This is a genomic window from Brevibacillus fortis (assembly GCF_003013395.1).
GTDB classification, from domain to species: domain Bacteria; phylum Bacillota; class Bacilli; order Brevibacillales; family Brevibacillaceae; genus Brevibacillus; species Brevibacillus fortis.
The window spans coordinates 51,412-74,409 of sequence record NZ_PXZM01000018.1; the positions used below are offsets into that span (position 1 = coordinate 51,412).

General features: G+C 45.8%; 17 protein-coding genes. 12 read left to right on the forward strand and 5 right to left on the reverse strand.

All coding sequences use genetic code 11. The annotated features are described in order from the left end of the window. Positions 1 to 188: 188 nt before the first annotated feature. The 3 genes from C7R93_RS12020 (at position 189) to C7R93_RS12030 (ending at position 3,107) form a co-directional block, all read left to right on the forward strand. Positions 189 to 443 (forward strand): aspartyl-phosphate phosphatase Spo0E family protein, encoded by a 255-nt coding sequence (locus C7R93_RS12020; RefSeq protein WP_106839025.1) that lies wholly within the window; start codon positions 189 to 191, stop codon positions 441 to 443. A 200-nt stretch (positions 444 to 643) separates the two neighbouring features. Then, positions 644 to 2,134: an aminotransferase-like domain-containing protein gene (locus C7R93_RS12025; protein ID WP_106839026.1), complete on the forward strand. Its 1,491-nt coding sequence runs from the start codon at positions 644 to 646 to the stop codon at positions 2,132 to 2,134. A gap of 46 nt (positions 2,135 to 2,180) precedes the next feature. Continuing rightward, positions 2,181 to 3,107: a D-alanine--D-alanine ligase gene (locus tag C7R93_RS12030; protein WP_106839027.1), complete on the forward strand. Its 927-nt coding sequence runs from the start codon at positions 2,181 to 2,183 to the stop codon at positions 3,105 to 3,107. Between the two features lie 72 nt (positions 3,108 to 3,179). Here C7R93_RS12030 and C7R93_RS12035 read toward each other — a convergent pair whose 3' ends face one another. After that, the gene (locus C7R93_RS12035) at positions 3,180 to 3,737 is read right to left on the reverse strand and encodes a helix-turn-helix domain-containing protein (RefSeq protein WP_106839028.1); all 558 of its coding nucleotides are present in this window, start codon (positions 3,735 to 3,737) and stop codon (positions 3,180 to 3,182) included. Positions 3,738 to 3,864: 127 nt separating this feature from the next. Between C7R93_RS12035 and C7R93_RS12040 the strand changes: the two genes are divergently transcribed. From C7R93_RS12040 to C7R93_RS12060, 5 genes are all read left to right on the forward strand, one after another. Next, positions 3,865 to 4,821 carry a PLP-dependent cysteine synthase family protein gene (locus tag C7R93_RS12040; protein ID WP_106839029.1) on the forward strand — a complete coding sequence of 319 codons (957 nt, stop codon included), beginning with the start codon at positions 3,865 to 3,867 and terminating at the stop codon, positions 4,819 to 4,821. Between the two features lie 223 nt (positions 4,822 to 5,044). Continuing rightward, a complete protein-coding gene (locus C7R93_RS12045; RefSeq protein ID WP_106839030.1) occupies positions 5,045 to 6,040 on the forward strand; it encodes a MerR family transcriptional regulator in 996 nt (331 codons plus the stop codon). 86 nt (positions 6,041 to 6,126) lie between these two features. Further along, complete coding sequence (locus C7R93_RS12050) at positions 6,127 to 7,746, forward strand: ABC transporter substrate-binding protein (protein WP_106839031.1); 1,620 nt, start codon at positions 6,127 to 6,129, stop codon at positions 7,744 to 7,746. Between the two features lie 27 nt (positions 7,747 to 7,773). Continuing rightward, complete coding sequence (locus tag C7R93_RS12055; RefSeq protein ID WP_106839032.1) at positions 7,774 to 9,222, forward strand: serine hydrolase domain-containing protein; 1,449 nt, start codon at positions 7,774 to 7,776, stop codon at positions 9,220 to 9,222. Then, on the forward strand, positions 9,219 to 10,304 hold the full coding sequence (locus tag C7R93_RS12060) for a serine hydrolase domain-containing protein (RefSeq protein ID WP_106839033.1): 1,086 nt from the start codon (positions 9,219 to 9,221) through the stop codon (positions 10,302 to 10,304). Before C7R93_RS12055 ends, C7R93_RS12060 begins: the two co-directional genes overlap by 4 nt. Positions 10,305 to 10,358: 54 nt before the next feature. Here C7R93_RS12060 and C7R93_RS12065 read toward each other — a convergent pair whose 3' ends face one another. Then, a complete protein-coding gene (locus C7R93_RS12065) occupies positions 10,359 to 12,416 on the reverse strand; it encodes a LuxR C-terminal-related transcriptional regulator (RefSeq protein WP_106839034.1) in 2,058 nt (685 codons plus the stop codon). A 187-nt stretch (positions 12,417 to 12,603) separates the two neighbouring features. Between C7R93_RS12065 and C7R93_RS12070 the strand changes: the two genes are divergently transcribed. Together C7R93_RS12070 and C7R93_RS12075 are read left to right on the forward strand one after the other, a co-directional pair. Further along, positions 12,604 to 13,029, forward strand: coding sequence for a VOC family protein (locus C7R93_RS12070; RefSeq protein WP_106839035.1), 426 nt, complete (start codon positions 12,604 to 12,606; stop codon positions 13,027 to 13,029). Between the two features lie 69 nt (positions 13,030 to 13,098). Beyond that, positions 13,099 to 15,762: an IPT/TIG domain-containing protein gene (locus tag C7R93_RS12075; protein WP_106839036.1), complete on the forward strand. Its 2,664-nt coding sequence runs from the start codon at positions 13,099 to 13,101 to the stop codon at positions 15,760 to 15,762. A gap of 91 nt (positions 15,763 to 15,853) precedes the next feature. Here C7R93_RS12075 and C7R93_RS12080 read toward each other — a convergent pair whose 3' ends face one another. From C7R93_RS12080 to C7R93_RS12090, 3 genes are read right to left on the reverse strand one after another with little or no spacing between them, the layout of a single operon-like run. Next, complete coding sequence (locus C7R93_RS12080) at positions 15,854 to 16,945, reverse strand: Ger(x)C family spore germination protein (RefSeq protein ID WP_158264019.1); 1,092 nt, start codon at positions 16,943 to 16,945, stop codon at positions 15,854 to 15,856. After that, entirely contained in the window at positions 16,942 to 18,039 is a 1,098-nt protein-coding gene (locus C7R93_RS12085; protein ID WP_244191518.1) for a GerAB/ArcD/ProY family transporter, read from the reverse strand. Before C7R93_RS12085 ends, C7R93_RS12080 begins: the two co-directional genes overlap by 4 nt. A gap of 5 nt (positions 18,040 to 18,044) precedes the next feature. Continuing rightward, positions 18,045 to 19,367 (reverse strand): spore germination protein, encoded by a 1,323-nt coding sequence (locus tag C7R93_RS12090; RefSeq protein WP_158264020.1) that lies wholly within the window; start codon positions 19,365 to 19,367, stop codon positions 18,045 to 18,047. Positions 19,368 to 19,526: 159 nt separating this feature from the next. Between C7R93_RS12090 and fdhF the strand changes: the two genes are divergently transcribed. Then, entirely contained in the window at positions 19,527 to 22,511 is a 2,985-nt protein-coding gene (fdhF, locus tag C7R93_RS12095; RefSeq protein ID WP_106839039.1) for a formate dehydrogenase subunit alpha, read from the forward strand. Beyond that, positions 22,486 to 22,980 carry a helical membrane plugin domain-containing protein gene (locus tag C7R93_RS12100; protein ID WP_106839040.1) on the forward strand — a complete coding sequence of 165 codons (495 nt, stop codon included), beginning with the start codon at positions 22,486 to 22,488 and terminating at the stop codon, positions 22,978 to 22,980. The genes fdhF and C7R93_RS12100 overlap by 26 nt, the downstream gene beginning before the upstream one ends. The last annotated feature ends 18 nt before the right edge of the window (positions 22,981 to 22,998 follow it).

Here is a 22,998-nt window from a genome sequence, read left to right on the forward strand (position 1 = left end):
AGATTTTTAGGAAAAGTTGATCAGACACAAAAAAACATCCTTTCGATAGGATGTTTTTTTCTATTCAATTTTTTCTTAGTTGGTGAATTCTTGCATATTGATTTATAGTTATTAATGTCATAATTTGTAAATCATAGGAGGTGCTTAACATAAAAACTATCGCAAGTTCATTAGAAAGGGACGTCCCTGTGCCCCCAGGAATAACCCCGAAAAGAGAAGCAGAAGGTGCCTCTAAAAGCAAGTGTACGATCTGGGGTGCTGGAAAAGAAGCAAGTCGCCATCACTTAGATTTAGAAAAAAGCATCGAACAACTCCGACAGCAAATGATTGAAATGGCAGGAAAACATGGTCTTTCAAGTGACGCCGTTTTGGGTGTGAGCCAACAATTGGACAAATATATTATGATGGCGCAAAACAACCATAAAACGTTTAGCATTTGGTGAAGGATTCATGATAAGCCAACTAAAATAGGATTGCAAAAGAGGAACCCTTGGAAAAGTGGGTTCTTTTTTCTTTCCTATTACCGCTGGGTCGAATGCTATCCGCTACTGCGCAGGAACCACCGAAGGATGAAAAATCCAGTACGGTGGTTCTTTTTTTCTATCGTCTTCCATGCCATCATTATAGACGGGGGCGATGAAGGATGTTCCAGGATTTCAAGCTTGTTGGTGACCGTCCAGTTGCGATACAAGTGAAAGAATACGTCAAACGTTTAATAATCAAAGGCGCGCTTCAGGCGGATCAGAGGCTGCCCTCCACACGAGAAATGAGCGGCCTGTTAAAGGTGAGCCGTAATACAGTCATAGCCGCCTATGAAGGGCTAGAGGATGACGGGTTTACGTATGCGATTCCCGGCAAAGGCAGCTATGTTACCGCTATGGTAGGCCATTTAGCTGCAGATAACGGAGGAGCTGACGGCTCCATCGTCTGGCAAATCGACTGGGAAGCACGAATGAACGAATATGCTGTATCGGCTGTAGAGCTGGATAGAATGAAGCAGGGTATTCGCGCCAATAAAGGAACCATCTCGTTCACAAGCATTGCCCCGGATGAACAGTTGTTTGATCTGGGGGATGTAAAGCGAGCCTTTATGGATCGAATGGCAATCGAAGGGCAGGTGCTGCTCAACTACGGCTATGCCAAGGGCTACAAGCCACTGATCGATTACTTGATGCGATATATGGAGAATAAGGGCGTCGATTTAAGCGGCAAAGACATGCTGATTACAAGCGGGTTTACGGAAGGCTTTGACATTATGTTGTCGGCACTGCGCCCTTCTGCGCGCCGTGGAGCAGCCATTTGTGAAAATCCGACTCATCATACAGCAATCAAGAATTTGAAGCTGCACGGATTTGAGATTACAGGCATCCCGATGGAGAGTGATGGTATTGATGTGGAGCAGCTTGAGGCGGTGTTGCAGAAGCAGACAAACGGCTTCGATTTAGCCTACTTGACACCTTCCTATCACAATCCTACAGGCATTGTCATGTCGCCGGCGAAGCGCAGTGCTGTCATGAAATTAATGATGCGCTATCAGATTCCGGTGATTGAGGATGGATTCAACGAGGAGCTGCGCTATTCTGGAGCACATGTTGCGCCATTAATCGCGACAGCAGGGCAAGGAAACGGAGTCATCTATATTGGTAGCTTCTCCAAGGTATTGTTCCCTGGTTTGCGAGTGGGCTGGGTACTTGGAGACATGGCGCTGATCGACAATCTGGAAAGCATTAAGCGTGCTCGTACCATTCATACATCCACCATTGATCAATCGATCTTATATCAATATTTGCTTAATGGAAATTTCGATAAGTATGTAAAAAAAGCCCGTATGGAATATAAGCGCAAATATGAACTGACGAAGGCATGCTGTGAAGCACATCTCCCTCTGGCGCATCTGTCTGGCGACGGAGGCTTGCATTTGTTTCTTACCTTTCCATCAGGCGTAGATACACGCCAGCTGCTAGAAGCTTGCACAGAACAGGGTGTCATTTTTACACCAGGAGACAAATTTTTTATTCAAGAAGGAACAGGGACAAATACGTTGCGACTTGGTTTTTCACGAGTAACGGATGCAAATATTGAGCGAGGTATTCAGATCATCGGCAAACAGGTACGTCGCTTTCTAAAGGCATAACGATTACAAAAGACACAACCATTTAAATGAAAAAAGAGGTGTCATCATGAAGATAGGCGTTATTATGGGTGGTATTTCTTCTGAGCGTGAGGTTTCTCTACAGACAGGTCAAGAGATGATCAATCATTTGGATCGCAGTCGCTATGAGGCAGTTCCCATTGTCGTCAAGCAGCGAGCGGATGTAATTACACAGGTTCAGCAGGCAGGCATCGATTGCGTGCTATTGGCACTGCATGGCCAGTATGGCGAGGATGGCACGGTACAGGGAGCGCTGGAGACACTGGGCATTCCATATACAGGAAGTGGTGTCCTGGCAAGCAGCCTATGTATGAATAAGCAACTGTCCAAGATGCTGCTGAACACGGCGGGTATGCATACGCCTGCAGGTCTTTACTGGCAGGATGTCTATGATCCGCAGGCGGTGGAGCAAATGGGTTACCCGGTTATTGTGAAGCCAAACATGGGCGGATCCAGCATCGGTACCCAGCTCGTGCATAATGAGAGGGAGCTGCTGTCTGCTGTTCAGGAGGCAAGCCATTTGGATCAAGGGATCTTGATTGAGCCCTATTTGAAAGGGACAGAGCTTACCTGCGCGATTTTGGATGGGGAGGTATTACCGATTATCGGCATTCACTCCGCGCATTCAGAGTGGTTCGACTACAGAGCGAAATATGAGGACGGCGGCGCGGAGGAGAAGGTTATCCACCTTCCTCCCGATATTGAACAGCGTGTGCGCGAAGCGGCGCTTACCAGCTACCGATTGCTGCAGTGTAAGGTCTATGCTAGAGTCGATGTGATTTTATGTCAGGATATACCTTATGTGCTAGAAGTGAACACATTACCGGGGATGACTGCCAACAGCCTGTTTCCCAAAAGTGCAGCAGCAGCAGGGATGACCTTTGCACAGCTGCTGGACCGGATTATTGCTAGCTCGCTCCACGAGCGGAAACAGGAATGGGGAATGGTGATCTAACGGAAGAGAAACCCTACATGTAGTAGGGTTTCTCTTTGCTTTTAAAAAGGAGAGACATTTTTCTCGTTCTTTTCATTGACTTGAATAATGAATGACTATGGAACACTTTACCATTCGATCTCCAATGTTCCTATAAATGTGCGGCCTGTCTGCTTTAAAAATAAGAGTATCCTCAGGTTCCACTACATAAACCTGTTCATTGACAACAACCTCTAGCGTGCCTTCATTTACGAGAATAAATTCCTCAACCCCTGTTGAATGCGGATCTGCTATATGCTCACATCCTGGTTCAAGGGTTACTGAGAAGATCTCAAACTGTTGTTCAGGATTATACGGTACCAGTGGATACACACGATACTGCCCATTATTTTCAACAATTGGATTTACTTCCTTCTTTTTCACAATCGTAACAGACGGCTTGTATTGACTAACGAGTGAAGAAAAGGATAAGCGTAGCCCGCTCGCTATTTTCCAAAGAGTTGTGATTGTTGGAGCAGACTTCCCTCTTTCAATTTGTCCTAACATCGTTTTGCTAACTCCTGTGATTTCAGCAGTTTTATCCAAGCTCAAGTTTCTTTCTTTCCGAATACGCTTTATGTTCTCGCCAATATTTGTGTGAAATTCTTCCATCAAAATGCCCCCCAAATAATTCAGACGTTATATTGCACGTGTGTGCTTTATATTTTACAATCAGGCTATATATAGTTTGAAGCGTGCACTATATAGTCCAAAATATACGAAAAGAGGCGCTATGTCTATGGAGAATACGATTTTAGCAGGCGTTCATCAAGCGATTGGTAACACTCCCATGGTCCATCTTTCTAGGCTTACAGAAAATCTCGATGGAAATATTTTCGCCAAACTGGAATATCTAAATCCGGGCTTTAGCAAAAAGGATAGAATCGCTTTGCAGATCATTGAAGAGGCTGAGAAGACCGGAATATTAAAACCAAATGACACCGTTGTGGAATTAACGAGTGGCAATACAGGGACTGGGTTGGCTATTGTTTGCGGAGTCAAGGGATATAAATTCGTTGCTGTCATGTCAAAAGGCAATTCATTGGAGCGAGCGAGGATGATGAGAGCACTGGGAGCAGAAGTTGTTTTAGTAGACCAAGCGCCTGGTTCCCCTATCGGGCAAGTCTCAGGAGAAGACCTTGCGAAAGTAGAAGAAGTAGCACAGCAACTAACAAAAGAAAGAAATGCATTTCGTGCAGACCAATTTCATCACAGTGGCAATATTCATGCTCATGAATATCACACGGGGGAAGAAATATGGAAACAGACGAATGGAAAAGTAGATGTTTTCCTTGATTTTGCGGGTTCCGGTGGTACTTTTACAGGTTGTGCAAAAGCGTTAAAAAAGAATAATCCCAACATTCGGTGTTATTTAATTGAACCGTATACCGCTCCCTTTTACTCTGGTAAAACCGCTACTAACCTCAATCACAAGATCCAAGGTGGGGGATACTCCATGGATTTACCTCTTTTGGATAAAAGCTTAGTTACAGACTACCTCCATGTTACAGATGAAGAAGCGACACAAGTTACTAGAGAACTGGCAAAAAAAGAAGGAATATTTGCAGGTTTTTCTTCAGGAGCAAATGTGGCGGCTGCCTTACAACTTTTGAAAGGGAACGAAAAAGGGGCAAATATTGTGCTAACGATTAATGATTCAGGCCTTAAATATCTAAGCACGGATCTATATGAATAAGTGCAAACTGTCCAATCATGTGAGTATGCAACAGGGCGTTCATTCTGTTCATAGATTACCGCTGGATTGTTTTGTCTGATGAGTCGAAAAATGAAACACTGGACTGTCTCTGGCAAAATTCCGGCTCAGTCATTTTTTACGATAAACGTATGATCATGACTCATATTGCCCCTTGAATCTCAAGTTACTTGAGGTTTTATAATTGACTAGGAGGTGTTGTAACGTGTACGCAAATGCAAGGAACAGATTAGACACCACACAAAATCAAAAGTTCTTCATAGGACAAGTGGCGAAAATCACAGGATCTTCTGTACCCACTGTTCGTTATTATGACGAGATCGGCCTGCTTTCACCTGCTGAGATAACTCCTGGAGGTCATCGTATGTATACGGCAGAGGAAATATGGCGGTTAAAACTGATCCTAACCCTTCGCTATCTAAACTTTGGCATTGATGAGATTAAGAGAATGTTAGCTGGGGATATACCTGTTGATATGGCGATAGAATGGCAAATTGAAGCTTTGGACATCCAAATGCGTACGCTTGCCAGCATGAAATCCATTTTGGAACAAACAAAGCAGAATAAGGGGGGAAATGATTCTCTGAGCTATATGCACGAGCTAATTGAATCAATTTCTTCTGATGCATTGGAACGGGAAAAGTTTATTTTGGAAAAAATGTTCTCGTCCGTTTTTCCTGAACAATTTCCGATAGAATGGCGAGAAATATTTTTACTAGGAGTGAACGTCTCTTCATTGCTGGAAGGCAAGCTTTCGGCAGCACAAACGGCAGCATTAGATGAGTTGGAGGAAATGTTTAATGATCCACAGATTGTCCGGGAGATGAAGCATGATGTTATGTCCTTCTTGGAGGTAGTTCACCTGCCTAAAATCAGTGTTGAGATGTGGAGCGCCAGAATGCTTACCAACCATAAGCAGTTGTTGAAGGCAGCGGAGCAACATGCAACGCCAGACAGTCCTGTCGTACAGGAGAATATTCAAGAGTATGTCGTGATGTTTGCCGATGTTGACGAACTCCCTGTCTCGCATTCATTTTTCCGTCGGTTTGCTGAAAGGATGCTTGCAAGCCAATCAGAAAATCTCGAACGTTTCAGAAGAATTTGTTCTATCCTGTATCCTAGTCTGCAATCGTATATGAAAACAAATGAATTGTTCTACCAAGCATTACAGTGGAAGCTTCAACAACTGGATAAAGAGTAAATGTACTCTTTGCTCCAGCTTGCGAAGGAGGTGAAATCATCTGTCATCGGTCAAAAAGAAAAGTGAAGGAGGTGGTATGCTGACATATGAAGAAAAACAAACGAAAAAAGTACAATGTCTTTTTGGGGGGATTGGTCACTCTATCTATGGCCCTTGTGACTGGTTGCAGCACGCAAACGACTGCGCCAGCCGACCAACAAGAGAGTGCCAAACCAAAAACGGGCGGAACCATTACAGTAGCTTACCCTTATGAACCGGATACGTTAGACGCTCACATGTCTGTTGGATCTGCTGGGGTCTATACCTGGTTGCTCGGTGGATCACTACTATATAAGGATCCTGCCACAAACGAATACAAGCCTTCTCTCGCAAGTGACTATAATATTTCTGAGGATGGAAAAACATGGACCTTCACGATCCGTTCTGGGATTACTTTTCACGATGGGACACCTTTGACTGCAAAAAGTTTTAAAGACGCCTTCGATCGTGTTCTCAATCCGCAGACAAAAGCAAAAACAGCCGCTGAAGTAATGGCTCCCATAAAAAGTGTGAAAGCGCCAGACGATCAGACTCTCATTCTGGAACTACATGAACCCAATGCTGCCTTTCGCGATGCGCTAGCGAATTCTATCACGCAGCCGTTATCGTTGAAAGCGATTGAAAAGGCTGGAGAGGATTACGGCCGGAATCCTGTAGGAGTAGGGCCGTGGAAGTTTGAGAGCTGGAAAACGGGCGAAGGTGTCACCTATGTTAGAAATGAAGCTTTTCAGTGGGGAGAGCCCTATTATGAAAATCAAGGTCCTCCTAGAGTCGGCAAACTTGTCATAAAAGCGATTGCTGACAGCCAGCTCAGAATGTCAGCGCTAGAGAGTGGTGCTATCGATGTAGCAACGGAAGTACCTGTAAAAGACGCGAATCATTATCGGAATAATCCGAACTATCAAGTTGTAGAGCGCTTACGTCCTGGAGTTGGCTTACTTCTGGAGATGAATCTGACGAGACCGGAGTTCCAAGATATTCAGGTACGTAAAGCATTTAATATGCTCGTCAATAAAGAAGCCATTGTCCAAGCTGTTACGCAGGGAGAAGGCGAAGTCGCCCATACGCCGTTATCTCCAACTACGCTAGGGTATGACAAATCCGTAGAGAAGTACGGGTACCAGTATAATGTGGACGAAGCAAAGAAACTGTTGGACGACGCTGGTTGGAAAGTAAACGGAAGTGGTGTGAGAGAAAAGGACGGAAAAACACTTAGTCTGAATTTGCTGAGTACTGCAGATTTAGATAAGGAAGCCCAATTGCTCCAATCCATGCTAGGAGAAGCGGGTATCCACATGATGATTCAGAATCTAGAAATAGCAGGGTATATGCAGGAAGTCGTCAAAGGAAATTTTGATGTAACGCTGATATCGGGCGCCTATGATGACCCTGATATTTTATATTTTTATTTTCACTCCAGCGGTGCTTACAACCTGTCTGGGGTAAAAGATGATAAGCTGGATGCTCTCCTTTTGAAAGGGCGAACAACCATACAGATTGATGCCAGAAAGCAAGTGTATATGGATGTACAAAAGCATCTGATTGAGCAAGCGTATGTTGTCCCTATCTATTACGATAAGGCCTTTACTGTCATTAATTCTCGAGTAAAAGGAGTAAAGTGGGCATCTGTCATGCCGACATATAATGATAGCTGGATCGAGAACTAATTTCATGTCAACAAAGGAGAGAAGCGCATGCAAAATAACGGATGGATAGATTCTTTTGAAAAGTATGCTCAAAACATGGTAACAGAGAGCCAGGTTCCTGGTGTTTGTATGGGATTAGCAAAAGATGGTCAAATCTTCTATGATAACGGATTTGGCTTCCGTGATGTGGAACGGCAGTTAGGAGTTACGCTCGATACGGTATTTGGAATTGGATCCATAACAAAATCCTTTACCTGTGTGGCGATCATGCAATTACAGGAAGCTGGTAAGTTATCCGTACATGACCCTGTTGTCAAATATTTGCCGGAGTTCCGTCTGAAAAATCTTGATGTGGGGCAAATCACGATTCATCATTTTATGACGAATACGAGTGGGATTCCTCCCTTGTCAACGTTTTTTGCAAGTGTGATGCGAAGCTTGGAAGAGAGCGAAGTAGAAGACTTTCCATTATTGCATGACCAGACAGATGATACGCTACCAATCGATACGTACGAAGACCTGATGAGTGTTATTTCTACATTAGATTTAGAGCTTTTAGGGCCACCAGGTACAGAGTTCAGTTATTCCAATGATTGTTTCGCCTTGCTGGGAGCGATCATTACACGCGTCAGCGGGAAGTCGTATGAGGCCTATGTCAAGGAGCATATCATTGATCCAATCGGGATGGAGCACACGAGCTTTTTCCTAGAAGAGCTAAGTGGGTATGAAAATATTACAAATCTGTATATCAAGCGAGACAGAGGCGATCACAAGGAAGTGATCCCATCGCCAAATTGGTGGGATACTCCCGCTTCCCGGGCGGCCGGATTCCTAAAATCAACGGTGCGGGATATGCTGCGATATACGGACATGTTCTGCAAAAGTGGGCTTACAGCAGGGGGAAAACGTATCCTGTCACCTGAAAGTGTACAACAAATGATGACCCCTTATTTTCCGACTGATATGGTACCTGGTCAATTTTACGGGTATGGCTTGGTCATAACCTCTGACTACTACGGAAAAAAATTAGTTGAACATAGTGGTGGTATTAAAGGGGTTGCGGCTCAAATGTGCTTCTTTCCCGAAACAGGACTAGCCGGAGTCGCACTGTCCAATCTAGAATTGTCGCCGGTTTTGGCGGTGATGTCCGGTGCGCTAAATAGTCTGGAAAACCGCCCTCCAGAATCCTCTCATCTGGAGAGCAAGCATGATTTCCTATCCGAGGAAGCTATGCATCCATTCGTAGGGGATTATCAATCTAGTGAGTTTGGTACATTGCCGATTAGATTGGAAAATGGTCAACTGGTGCTCTCTTTTTTGGGAGAAAACTACGTAATGAGACCATTTGCTGAAGATATTTTTGTCATCCGGGGATTTGGAACAGATTTCTCCGCACGGTTTATCAGGAGTGAAAATCATGAGATTGTTCGAATGGCATTTGGGGGGAGACAATTTCATATTCATGATAAAAAAACGAGTGGGGGAAACGACAAATGACACAGCGAGCCAACGTAAGTGATGCGAGATGCCGCCAGCTTGATGAGCTTTTTTCTACGCTTGCCGAACAAAACAATTGGAACGGCAACATCTTGATTTTGGAAGAAGGGAAACCTTATTATCAAAATTCCATAGGAATGGCCAATCTGGAAACGGCTGAAAGATTGTCACCAGATTCGGTATTTGAACTCGCATCAGTTTCAAAGGCATTTACAGCAATGAGCATCATGATCTTGCAAGAGCAAGGAAAGCTCGACTATACAGATAAAGTTGACGACCTCCTTCCAAATTTTCCTTATGCCGATATTACGGTAGAGAATCTACTCGTACACACATCCGGTTTGCCTGATTACATGGAGTTGTTTTCTGAATGTTGGGATAAAACGCGAGTGGCTACGAATCAAGACATACTCGATCAGCTAATCAAGCATCAACCCGCTGTGTTGTTTCAACCCAATGAAAAGCATACGTACAGTAATACCGGCTATGCTTTATTGGCTTCTATCGTAGAACACGTAGCTGAAACACGATTTGCCGATTTCTTGCAGCAACAGATATTTCAACCACTAGGTATGCAAAACACGAAAGTGTACAACCGAAGATATTCTCCTGAGTTGATCCAGCATTACGCCTATGGATACGTGTATTCTGCTCAATCTGAAGCATTTATGTTACCGGATGAATCAAGTGAGCATGATTTTGTTATTTATCTGGATGGCATTCAGGGAGACGGTGCGATCAGTTCAACACTGGATGACTTGCGTAAGTGGGACAGAGCACTTTACACAGAAAAGCTGGTAAAAAAAGAAACGCTAGAGAGAGCGTTTTCCCCTGTGCAGCTTACTGACAACAGTTTTTCTCATTATGGTTATGGCTGGCGGCTGCGTGAAAATCAGGTGACAGGAAAAGTCGTGCATCACAGTGGAGGCTGGCCGGGGTATCGAAGCTACTTGATACGATATATTCAAGCAGATAAAACGATTATTTATCTCACAAACGTGGATCAGGAACGTGAGTTGACGGAAATGGCTGTAGGGACAATCGAGAATATTTTATTTGAACGACCGTATGACATTCCGTAGCCATTAGCAGATAGTTAAAAGAGGAGCCGCCATCGACGGTTCCTCTTTTTCTTCTTACACAAGCATTTTTTTCACCAATTGTGTCCGGTTGCTGACATCCATCTTGTCAAAGATCGATTTCAAATGCTTTTTTACCGTGACTTCGCTCAAATACAAGCGGCCAGCGATTTCCGCGTTCGTCAATCCCTCCAGAACAAGGGCGGCCACTTCCTGTTCTCGTGCCGTCAGCATGCTAATGTCCAACGTTGTGACTATACCCGGTGATGCAGTTGGAGTAGGAGCTGGAATCGCTTCTTCCTCCAGGCGCAAATCCGCATCCAGTCCGGACCGTTTTAGTAGCTTTTGCAAATAAGCGGGTAGATGTTCGCCTTGCGTATCACGGAAAAATACGAGGGAGGGTGTTACTCCGTCATAGTTGGTGTGGGTAGCAAATTCGGCAATATCAAATCCCAAACTTTCGTGGGCGGCTTTGAAAAAAGGAAATGGTGCAGGTGAACACAACAAAAATTCTCCGGTGAACATCAAACCGTGCAGCATATGGCCAATGGCTGTATGTTGGGAAACATCCTCGTAATCGTCTTGATGAATCGTGTGAATAAACCAGCCTGCCCGTGTGTCTTCCGGCACGCTGAAGCGTTCTAGCGCTTGTTTGGATAGAGCGGTGAAATAGGAACGAGAGCCGGAGTGTTCCATCAGGTAAGGAAGGGTTTTTTCGTTGATAGGAACAACTGCGGCAAGTGCCGAGATCGCTCCATTTTCCTTGCGCAGAACGCGAAGCACGTCATATCCCAGCGAGAATAAGCGGTCAAGATCAAGCCAATTCAACGGGTACAACGTTTGCTCCGCTGTCAGGTGAAAATCAAAATGGCGGTTTGTATGCGGATCGAACAGCTTGATCGTTTTAGGGGAGGGACAGCGCCGCTGATTGCGGATATACTCCAGTAGTTCTTCCCGATGACCAGTGTGGATCGATTCGAATGGTTTGGGTAATGGATCGAACCAATTTAAAAAGGCGCGGATGAGTGCGTCACCTAAAAAGAAGGTAAGCTCCAAAGCCTCTGGTGTGCGGACCGAATGAGCTGACTTGGTGAACTTCTCATAATAATAGTGAACGGCCCGCTTCTGCAAATCTGCAAAATGAAGCGGTGTCCGTGACCTCATATCCTGGGCGATGGATTCTCTCATCAAGGAATGAATCGTCCAGCTACTGTCCACTTTCCGTACAAACGAAAATCGGATCAATTGGAAAAACTCGGACGCCGTGATTTCCCTTTTCAATAAAAACGACACATTATCCTGATTGAAGTGCCGCAATACGGCGGCTGCTTCCACGAGAGGACGCAAATGCTCCCCGGGAACTTCGCGCAGCCATTGGCTTACGACGAAGGGTAGAGTATCCATCTCCTCGTAAAAAGTACCGTTTCCTTCCTGATCTTTAGGCTGCAAGGTAAAGGACAGCAATGAAAGGGTAAGGGGATGCCCTTTGGAACGCCGCCACATTTCTTGGATGATACTTGGTTCAAAAATATGACAGTAATGGGCATACCGCTCGACAGCATCGTAAGGAAGATGGGGTATGGGGACCCTGCTGATGAAGTGCCTCCAACCGGGCGATAGAAGCCAAGCTTCAGACAGCGGATGCCGCCCTGCGATCACGATCAGAATATTGGCGCTTAATCGTTTGAAAAAATATTCGCGCAGCCAATGGTCCAAGCCGTCCAAGTTCTCGTAAATGTCGAGAAAGAGGACAAGTCTCTGATCAGCTGCTTTTTCATTCAGCTTCGAAACGCATTCCTCCAACAATTGGGAAGGATGCTGCTCATCTCCCTTGTGATAAACGTGCAATGCCTGCAAAATATGCAGGCAAAAATCAGAAGGCGTGTGCCAAAATTGCTCACTGTCCAAAGAGAGAGTAGCTGCTTGACGCAGATGAGCTTGCCGCCTGAGCTCGTCGAGCAAATAGCTTTTTCCTACACCTGCGGTCCCGAAGAGATTCATGATTTTTTTGGAGCGCCGCTCATCCGCAAGCAACTTCAAAAAATGAAGGATTTCCTCGGTTCGTCCTACCAACAGACGACTTTCCAGCTCTTCAAGGCTATCCTGATAATTCATAGCATCACCCGCTCCATCACAAGGTTTTCCTATTTCTTCCTACGATTTTACTACGCTTCTTTTATGCTGGGTACTCATATTTATCGCAAGGGTATCCTTTTGGATACATCCTTTCGAGTAATATCGAGACCAGTATTCTCGGTGTTAGGATGAAACAGGCGAGTCAATACGAAAGGATGGAGGGAACATGTCAAAGCTAAGCCGCTTGGGTCACATTTCCTTATATGCACATGATGTTCGCAGATTGGCCTCATTTTATGAAACCGCACTTGAACTGGCAGTGGTGAACCCTGGCGACGAAACGGCATGCTTGGCGATTGATCCGCAATCGGGCAGGCACGATTTGCTCATCCTGAACAATCCACATCATGTGCATCTGGCATTTTGGGTAGATACGCTGGATGACTTCAAGGAAGTGTGGGCGAGGCTTACGAAACACGGTATTTTGGCACATGGTCCGTATGTGGAGAGCGAAAATGCACGTTTTTCTTTTCTTGATCCAGAAGGCAATCATGTGGAAATCATATGGGCACATCAACGACAGACACCACATCCCCAACGAAGAAAAATCAGCTTTCGGGAGTTAGAGGAATTCGGCGTTTGCGAAGAATGATCGTCCGTGCAATGGAGACTGGCTCGCACAAACTATTTCATTCATTGTGATAAAGGAGAGGAAAAAAGAATGTCATCTTCTACAAGCACTTTCACTTCAGGGGGAAATACGCTCGGGATCACGACCATGGCCGTAAATCCGGCATCCTTCCAAGCAGCACCCCAAATGGTTCAAGATCGAATGACGTATCACAAAGCGGTGCTAGAGTCCTTCGGGGTTACGTCTCTGTCCAGTCTGGGGTCGCTCAAGATCAGGGGGACAATAGTACCTCAGTCGGGATTGACGAAACCAAGCCCCACTCTCGTCAGTGGGAATACCATGATTCAGTCTGCGTATCGAATCGACGCTGCCAAATCTACACCAACGTTGCAAATGTTGAGCGGAAAAGCGGAACTGTTGCAAACCATCCCGTTTCCGAAAAAAATGACGGCTACATTAGCTGCTCCGTCTCCGGCTTCGGCCTTGAATATATCGGTGGACACCGCCTATTGGGCCGCATCGGAAATTTATATCGAGGATGGAACCAATGTTATTTTGAAATATCCGCAACGCTACTTGATCATCATCGCCGAAAAGTTGACAGTCGGACAGAATGTTACGTTTACATGGGAGCGTCCTTATCGCTATGTTCCAGCCAAACGCCAAAAACCAATAACACCGTCAGATGCACCGATGTCTTCGACACTTGCAGGCATTCCGGGGACATCTGGAACACATGGATTGCCCGGAGACCGTGGATTCGACGGCGCTGCTGCTCCTGAACTCGAATTGTGGGTCCTCAATATGGCAGGACGTCCTCATTTTGACTTGAAAGGGCAAGATGGCACACAAGGTGGGCCTGGGCAAGACGGAGAAGATGGTGGTAGAGGAGGAAAAGGCAAGCCAGCTGAATTGGATTGGGCAGGATTTTGCAAAGCCGGAGCAGGAGCCGGTGGAAACGGCGGGCGCGGCGGTGCTGCGGGATACGGAGGTCCGGGAGGCAATGGCGGCGCTGGCGGGCGATTGACCTTGTACGCGCCACAAACCATCATCCAAAATTATTCGCAAGGCTTTGCGATTACGATTGAGGGGGGCAGCCCGGGGGCAGGCGGAATCCCTGGCAATCCAGGAGCAGGCGGACCGGGTGGCGCTGTGGGTGACACCAAGAATGGAAAATTCGGTACGGCATGTGGTCCCGGGCCGAGAACGGCAGGTCAACCAGGAGCGCAGGGTTCATACGCCGATGCCGGTCGTACCGGATATGCGGGAGGCAGATTATCTGATCCTGTCAGCTTTCGAGCCATTGACGCAGATGAATTCAGACGCAAGCTCTTGGAGCCGTCGATCAGCCATGTATCCCCGCTCTATGCATTCGCAGGTGATACAGTGACGCTGGAAGGAAGTCGTTATACCAAAACCGATGTCGTACTGATCGATGGTACGGAAACCAAAACCCAGGTCGTAAGTGATACCAGGCTCCATTTTGTCTTGCCTTTTGTGACAGGAGGCTCCCATACCCTTCAGGTTCGACAATCAGATATGACTCTCTCCAGCAAGGCATCCGTCTACGTGAAGCCACAAGTCATTTCCGCCCAGCAGGAAAATCAAGTGAAAACACGGGTGAGACCTGGACAAAAAATGATCGTGAACGGAAGCGGTTTTTCCGAAGGGACACTCGTCTTGGTAAACAACCAAGAAATGCCCGATGTACAGATGTTAAGTTCGACGCAAATGGAATTTACCTTGATTCGACCAGCGGATGTTGAGAGCAATCCAGCGGGTGAGCAGGTGACCCTGAAAGTGCGGCTTTCCGATGGGACACCTTCCAATGAAATTCCACTGACCCTAGAAACCTTCCATATGCTCGTGATGGGCGATTCCGTGAGCTGGGGGCAAGGCTTGCAAGAGCATGAGAAGTTTTATTCCATCGTGGGTGCTGCCGTTCAAGCGAGAGAAGGAAATATCAAGCAATATACACAAGTACTCGCTCATTCCGGCGCCATTATTGGAGTTGGTAAAGATGAAGTTCATGCACCTGTTGACGGCGAGGTTCCTACCTCTTATCCGACGATCCTGCAGCAATGCGCTGATTTCTCCGGTGAGCCTGACATGGTTGACTTGATCCTTTTAGACGGGGGCATGAACGATGTCGATGTTCGGACAGTTCTGAATCCTTTCCATCCAGCAGATTTAACACAGTTGTTCGAAGACCATTTGTATAAGGGAATGAAAAGATTGCTGGAGGACGTTACGAATAAATTCACGAACGCCAAAATTATCGTCACCGGGTACTATGCACCTGTTTCGGAAAAAAGCGATATGACAGCGGTGGAAGCACTGCTGATCGGCGTAGGGGCCATTGTCGGAGGAGTCGGTGGTGGTGCAGCCGGAGGAATTCTCGGTGCGGCTGAGTTGGAAAAGGTATACAAGCGCAGCGCCCAGCTTGAAGCAGAATCGAAGGTCTTCCTGCGTAAAGCCATCGATGAGAGAAATGCACAGCTTGGTAAACAGCGTATCTTTTTCGCTGATCCGAATTTTGGTCCCGAGCACGCGGCTCTGACGGATGACCCCTATGTATTTGGCATCAATTTGGACCTGACTCCTCAAGACCTGATCGCAGCCGAGCGCCTCGTCTCCTGCACAGAAGCAGGGTGCACGGGCTTGGATTTCGAGATTTGCAAGCGCGCCTCTATTGGTCATCCCAATCAAAAGGGTGCACAGGCGTACGCGAACGCAATTTTGCCTTTACTGTAAGCAAGCAAAATTATTGTTGCAGTGATACTGAAATGCTGTTGGAGGAACTGATGTTCCCTGACAGCTTTTTCATTTGTATGGCGGGGTGTACTCATTTGACACCCCCAGATCCGATAAGATCGATGTTCACCTTGATATTCCAATCGAGCCTGGGATAAATGTCTTTCCATTTTTCCCAATCTTTATCCCCATGGTAATGAGTGGCCCGATAGCGTAATCCGAAACCGATAGGATCGACTTTAAGAGACTGGAGTTTTCGAAGCACGTGAAGATAGCGTTTCGCTGTTTCTGTTTCCGCTTCCTCCTTATAACGGTTCCATTGTGAATGATAGAAAGACTGCTTCGACTCCTCTGATATTCCTCTTATTCGAACATTCATCGTAAGTTTAGGCGCAGAATCATTTCGTTCATCGAAGTCGTACGAATATCCAAAAGAAGACACATTCAAAGCAAATTGGGCCTTATCCGTCTTGGTTTCGATATCAAAGTTCCGGATTTTCTTGGATAATTCATTAAATATCCGCGTTTCTTCCGGATTTAATATCGCTTTGATTTTCTCCTTGTCAAAGATGGCCACTTGATCAATCAAGTACGTATCTTTCAGCGGACGAATAATCGGCAAATATGGATCCAATCCTTTTTCACTTAACCGCCGGTGAAAATCAAACAAAAATTCGGTTACGATATAAGACGATTCGGTTCCCTCCTGGTCGAAGCTCATGATCAGACTGTCTGCAGGTAGCCGCTCGGACTTGGGTCTCACATTCAACACCTGCTCCGCCGACGGGTAGCCTAGCGCCATGAATGCAATCCCTTGGATCTCTGGTCTCCGTAGAAACCAATCGATCGTGACCTTATCCAGTCGTTCCTCGCCCAGTTTTTTTCCGAATACAATCATTTTGGTCTGCGAAAAATCGAGCTCTTTATCCACCTTAGATTTTAAGTGCCGAACCGCTTCTGTCATGGTGGACGCATCGTCGCTGATAAGATGAAACGTATTTGATTGGCCTGGTTGTATTTGCGAAGTCGGAATGGCGAGCTTCAACGATACGTGATAAGGCTTTTCTTTTATTTCCGACTTATCGACGCCGATCGCCATGACTAAATAACGTTTATCAATGTCTTTGAATCCGCAGCCCGTAAGCAAATACAATACCGACAGCCAAACCAAGACGTGTTTCACAAAGTCTTCCTCCACTTGCTAAGCATGAAAACCGAAAGGACGATAACAATATCAATTGGTGAACGTATCATCATCCAATAAGAAGATACCGTGAATAGATCGTCTTCCCCCAACCAATTTCCAACAATCACTGTACCTATGCCAAATACTGCACAGCATATCGCGTTAGGAAGCACGGAGTTGACCGCTGATGTATTGGCGTGATGCCCCGGGAGACAACCGCTAATCATTTCAGATCCAACATGCCAAGTGGTCATGGCGAATAAATAGGAGATACCTAAATAAATGAGCAAAAAGATATAAACGACACGTTCGATAAATGCATACTTCATCCGAACCGCATCCGCCGTAGCAACCCATGTGAAAATATAATCATTCACGCCGTCCGTACCCAAAATGCCAATAGGCACAAAAAATGCTGTCAGCAGTATGCAAAAGCCAAGACAGGGTACCGCCCAGCGATGCTGAATCGTTTGTACACCGGTAAACGCGCGATTAAAGATGGCCAAGCTGATATATCCTGTTACCGCATAAGTCGAGACGGATAAGCTTTTCCAGCTGGGAAGAATCCACGTGTAATCGATCATTGCTCTTACTTCATCGAAGTTCATATTTTGGTTCGTATACGCTTTGAAAATCGAAAACAAGAGTAACGGCAAACTCAGAACCAGAATCAGTTCCGTGCTGTACAGAACCGTTTTGGTTGATTGCAAGGCACCGAAGCTCGCTACCATGACGAAAAGAATCAACGGTATATAGATCGGTGTTTTGGGGATGAGATATCTGGATACGATGAAAGAATAATTGATTAAGACAAGCGCTCCCGAAATAAACGACACGCTGCCCAGAAGCAGTAACAACGGAATAGAAATGGTCTTGGGTAACGATTGCTTCAGGATTTCTGGCAACCCCTGACCGCGAAACTTCAACATAGAGCTGGTGAAGATGTACATGAAAATGCCCCCGATGATCGGACCGAGTATCATGGACAGAATCGCGCCGTCATAACGCTCGTCCATCAGAATACGCGGTACAAAAAGGATGGCATTGATCAGCATGGACAGTGTCACAAAATAAAAAAAATAACGGGACAACCCTTTCACCTGCTCTTTTTGGCTTCTCCTATGAAAAGCTTCAAATAGGGTCGACCGAAGCTTCGCAAACTAACTGCATAAATAAGGAAACAAAATAATCCTGTCAACACCCCAGTCAATCCAAAAAAAATGGCCATCACGACAAGTGGAAATTTAATCACCCGCAAAGCAAAGTTCATGGTATTGATTGGAATCATGAAATTGGAAATCGCAACCACCGAGGCCACGATGATCATAATACTGCTTACCAATCCCGCCATTTGTGCGGCTTGTCCCAAAATCAGACCTCCTACTGTGGTGGCCATAGAACCTATGTATTTTGGCAGACGAATGCTTGCTTCGGTGAGAGCCTCGATTAAAAAAAGCATGAAGAACACTTCATAAAAGGATGGATAAGGAACAGCCGCACGACTACCTGCGATCTCGATCGCCAATTGCGCACGAAATATTTCGGGATTATACGATACAGTCGCTACGTACAAAGCTGGAAGAGAGGTGGTGAGGAACGCTCCGATATATCTCAATATCATAAGTGGTCTGGCGAACCATGGGATATCATAAATGTCATCCATCGATGCCATGAAATCGTAAAAAACCGCAGGCACTATGATGGCAAAAGGGGTTCCGTTAAGAATCAGTACGACTTTTCCTTTGCTTAGATTAAATACAACTCTGTCTGGCCTCTCCGAGACCATGGCAGTCGGCAACAAATTAAATCTTTTCGTGATCAGCATTTGAACTTGATTCGAAGCCTGCACCACTTCCGCGTCAATTTGCATCAATTTGTTCTCCAGGCGCAAAAGAACGTCGTCATCCACCTTGGATTTATCATAGATCATTGCTAATTGGGTTTGGCTCACGGTACCGATTTTCATGTATGCGACCTGTAAATCCTGTAACGGGTAACGGGTTCGAATCATTTGAATGTTCGTTGCGATATCCTCGGAAAAGGCAATTTGAGGTCCCTGTAATACGTATTCGATTGTCGCTTCTTGCGGTTTGGAAGTGGGGGGATTTTTAACTTCGATTGCACAGGTTTCATGAGGGAGAAACAGCAAGGCATAACCTTGAATGAGCTTGTCTGCCAATCGATCGTTGTCTTGAATATGCACATACCCAGGCATTGTCTTCAATACCGCTTTAAACGCTGATAAATTATGGCTTTCGATAAAGGAATGTACGATTGTGCGGTGAATCTTGGCAGAATCACACATCGTGGACAAATAGACCAAATGAGCCGTTTCTTCATTTAGGTTGAGCTTCCTGGTTACGAGATCTCCTGCATGAGCTAGCCCTTGAATATAGTTCTTCAGGTTGAAGTCTTGCATGAGATTCGCTCCCTTATCCATTACATCCTGAATATAGGCTTCCATCCTCATAGAAAATTATGCATAGAGTGGAATACGGCCCCATTACTTGCTACACAAAAAATGTATATCCTTTCATATTTTCGGCAGAATAAGTTCGAATACAAGGAGGGAGAAAGAATGGCAGGGCGATCATACTCGATTCAAATCAACGATCAAACGTACGAGGCAGAGCAAGGACAAAGTATTTTGGATGTTGCAGCTTCCCATGATTGTTATATCCCTCACATCTGTAAACATCCCAATCTTCAGCCGATTCAGACATGCGATACCTGTTTGGTGGAAGTGAATGGCCAGTTAGTTCGATCCTGCGCCACGACGAGTGAACCAGGAATGATCGTGAATACAAAGTCAGACTTCGTCAAAGAAGCACAGCTGGAGGCTATGTCGCGCATTTTAAGAAATCATGAACTGTATTGTACAGTCTGTGACAATAACAACGGGAACTGTGTGGTTCATAACACGGCAGAATACCTGGAAATTGAGCATCAGAAGTATGAATTTAAACCGAAACCGTATCCACCCGATCTTTCCCATCCGATGTACCGCTATGAACCGGATCAATGCATACTTTGCGGTCGATGTGTGGAAGCCTGTCAGGATCTTCAGGTCAGCGAAGTGCTTTCTATTGACTGGAACCGTGAGAATCCTCGTGTGATCTGGGACAACGATGTGCCCATTGATCAATCTTCCTGTGTTTCCTGCGGGCATTGTGTATCTGTATGCCCATGCAATGCGTTAATGGAAAAATCGATGCTCGGTGAAGCTGGCTACATGACTGGTATCCCAGCAAACGTTCTGGAGCCTATGATCAATATCACCAAAGAAGTGGAGCCTGGATACAAAGAAATTTTTGCCGTATCTGAAATAGAGGCAAGCATGCGAAAAAGCCGGATCAAGCGAACGAAAACAGTCTGTACCTTTTGCGGCGTTGGCTGTAGTTTTGAAGTTTGGACCAAAGGTCGTAAAATCTTGAAAATTGAACCACAAGTAGAAGCTCCCGTAAATGGCGTCTCTACTTGTGTAAAAGGAAAATGGGGATGGGATTTCGTAAACAGCGAAGAGCGCTTGACCAAGCCGCTTATTCGCAGCGGGGATACGTTCGTAGAAACAACCTGGGAAGAAGCTCTTACCTTTATCAGCAATAAGCTTACAGAGATAAAAGGAAAATACGGGCCAGACTCAATTGGCCTCATCGCCTCATCTAAATGCACCAATGAGGAAAATTACATATTCCAAAAATTTGCCCGTGCAGTAATCCAAACAAATAACGTAGACAATTGCTCCCGGTATTGTCAGTCGCCTGCTTCCATGGCCTTGATGCGGACGGTGGGCTATTCTGGTGATTCTGGAACCATTCAAGACATCGCAAGTGCTGGTTTCGTACTCGTAATTGGGGCTAATCCGGCTGAATCTCATCCCGTGCTGACAACCCGTGTAAAAAGAGCTCATAAGCTGTTTGGACAAAAGCTGGCGGTCGCCGATTTGCGGAAAAACGAATTGGCTCAAAAAGCGGATTTGTATCTACACCCAAAACCAGGCTCAGATCTCGTATGGATTTCGGCTATTACCAAGTACATCATCGATCAGGGCTGGCAAGCAATGGATTTTCTTGAAACCAGAGTAAACGGTTATGAAGAATACGTCCAATCGTTGCAGAAATTCACGCTCGATTATGCAGAAGAAGTAACCGGGTTAAGTAAGGAAGAGATGATCAAGCTGGCTACAATGATTCATGAAGCGGACGGTACGTGTATCCTGTGGGCGATGGGTGTCACCCAGCATGTTGCCGGAACGGATACCAGTACAGCAATCTGCAACCTGCTGTTGGTTACAGGGAACTTCGGTCGAGCTGGCGCAGGAGCATATCCACTGCGTGGACATAACAATGTGCAAGGAGCCTGTGATTTCGGCACGATGCCCGCATGGTACCCCGGTTACCAGCCTGTGCAGGACACCGGGGCAAGAGCTCGTTTCGAAAAGGCTTGGGGTGTGACATTACCAAAAGATCCAGGGTTTAATAACCATCAAATGGTAGAGGGAATATTTGACGGGAAATTGAAGGCTATGTATTTGTTCGGGGAAGATATGGCTGTCATTGACTCCAATATCAATCACGTCGACTCCGCCTTTGAGAAGCTAGAGCTATTCGTTGTTCAAGATATCTTTTTCACCAAAACGGCCCATTTTGCCGATGTCGTGTTACCTGCCTCACCCAGCTTGGAGAAAGACGGCACCTTCGTTAACACAGAGCGGCGGATTCAACGGTTACACAAAGTGTTTGAGCCGTTGGGAGAATCAAAACCAGACTGGGTAATCATTCGAGATCTTGCTAACAAGATGGGAGCCAACTGGAACTATATGCATCCAAGTGAAATTATGGCGGAAGCTGCTAGCTTGTCTCCGATGTTTGCAGGTGTCAGTTACGAGCGACTCGACGGCTGGAACAGCCAATTATGGCCTGTAAAGCCTGATGGAGAAGGAACTCCTTTACTCTACACAGAGCGCTTCCCATTTCCAGATGGAAAGGCAAGATTGATTCAGCTTGATTGGACCCCGCCGATGTTTACACTAACCAAGGAATTCGATTTGCATCTGAACAATGGCCGTTTACTGGAACATTTCCATGAAGGAAATATGACATATAAGTCAGAGGGAATCTCACACAAGGTTCCCAATCCGTGGCTTGAAGTTTCTCCAGACCTGGCCGTCGAGAGAGGAATCAAGGATGGTGCTCTGGTCCGCCTTTCTTCTCCGTATGGACAAGTCGAAGTACGCGTATTAGTAACAGATCGTGTGAAAGGAAACGAGTTGTATTTGACGATGAATACGTCAAAAGACAAACAATCTGTCAATCGACTTACCAGCAGTTATCACGACAAAATGACACATACGCCAAACTACAAAGAAATGGGAGTGAAAATGGACATCCTAGAACGAGAAGGAGAACCACCGCTTCCGCGAGTGAATTATCGTTTCGGAAACCGACAACCACAATTTGGCGTTCGAGTAGAAGAGAAATGGAAGCGCGACGATTGGATTTCAATCCCCGACTTACTTGGAACAGGAGGACAAGCCGATGGCCAAAGCGATTTCAAACATTGAACGATATATGCCAAGTCCAGAGGAAGAACGACATCAGGCCATACAGCAGGTGCTTGATGCCGTGAGTGAAAACCATCAGGCATTGATTACTCTTTTGGACATTGTAAAAGAATTACAAGAGATTGGTGTGTTGGATATCCTCCAAGGGGCTTTAAAGAACCGGCATGATATTGGGGTGATCGCAGTGTCGCAGCTCAATAAACCGGGTATGCATCACATGATGAAAAACGGGATGAACGCACTCCAGTTCGTAGGCAAGTTGCAACCTGACAAACTACAGAACATCTTGAACGCCGTCGATCATGGACTAGACAGGATGACGGATACCAAAAACGATAAACCGATGGGCTTGTTAGGAATGAGTAAGGCCATGATGGAGCCGAATGTCACATTGGCCCTCAGTTCTATGATCAATTTCCTGCGAGGAATGGGCGAGGGAATGAATCATGCAGAGAAGCAGGTTCATTAAGCGTGACAACAAGGAGAC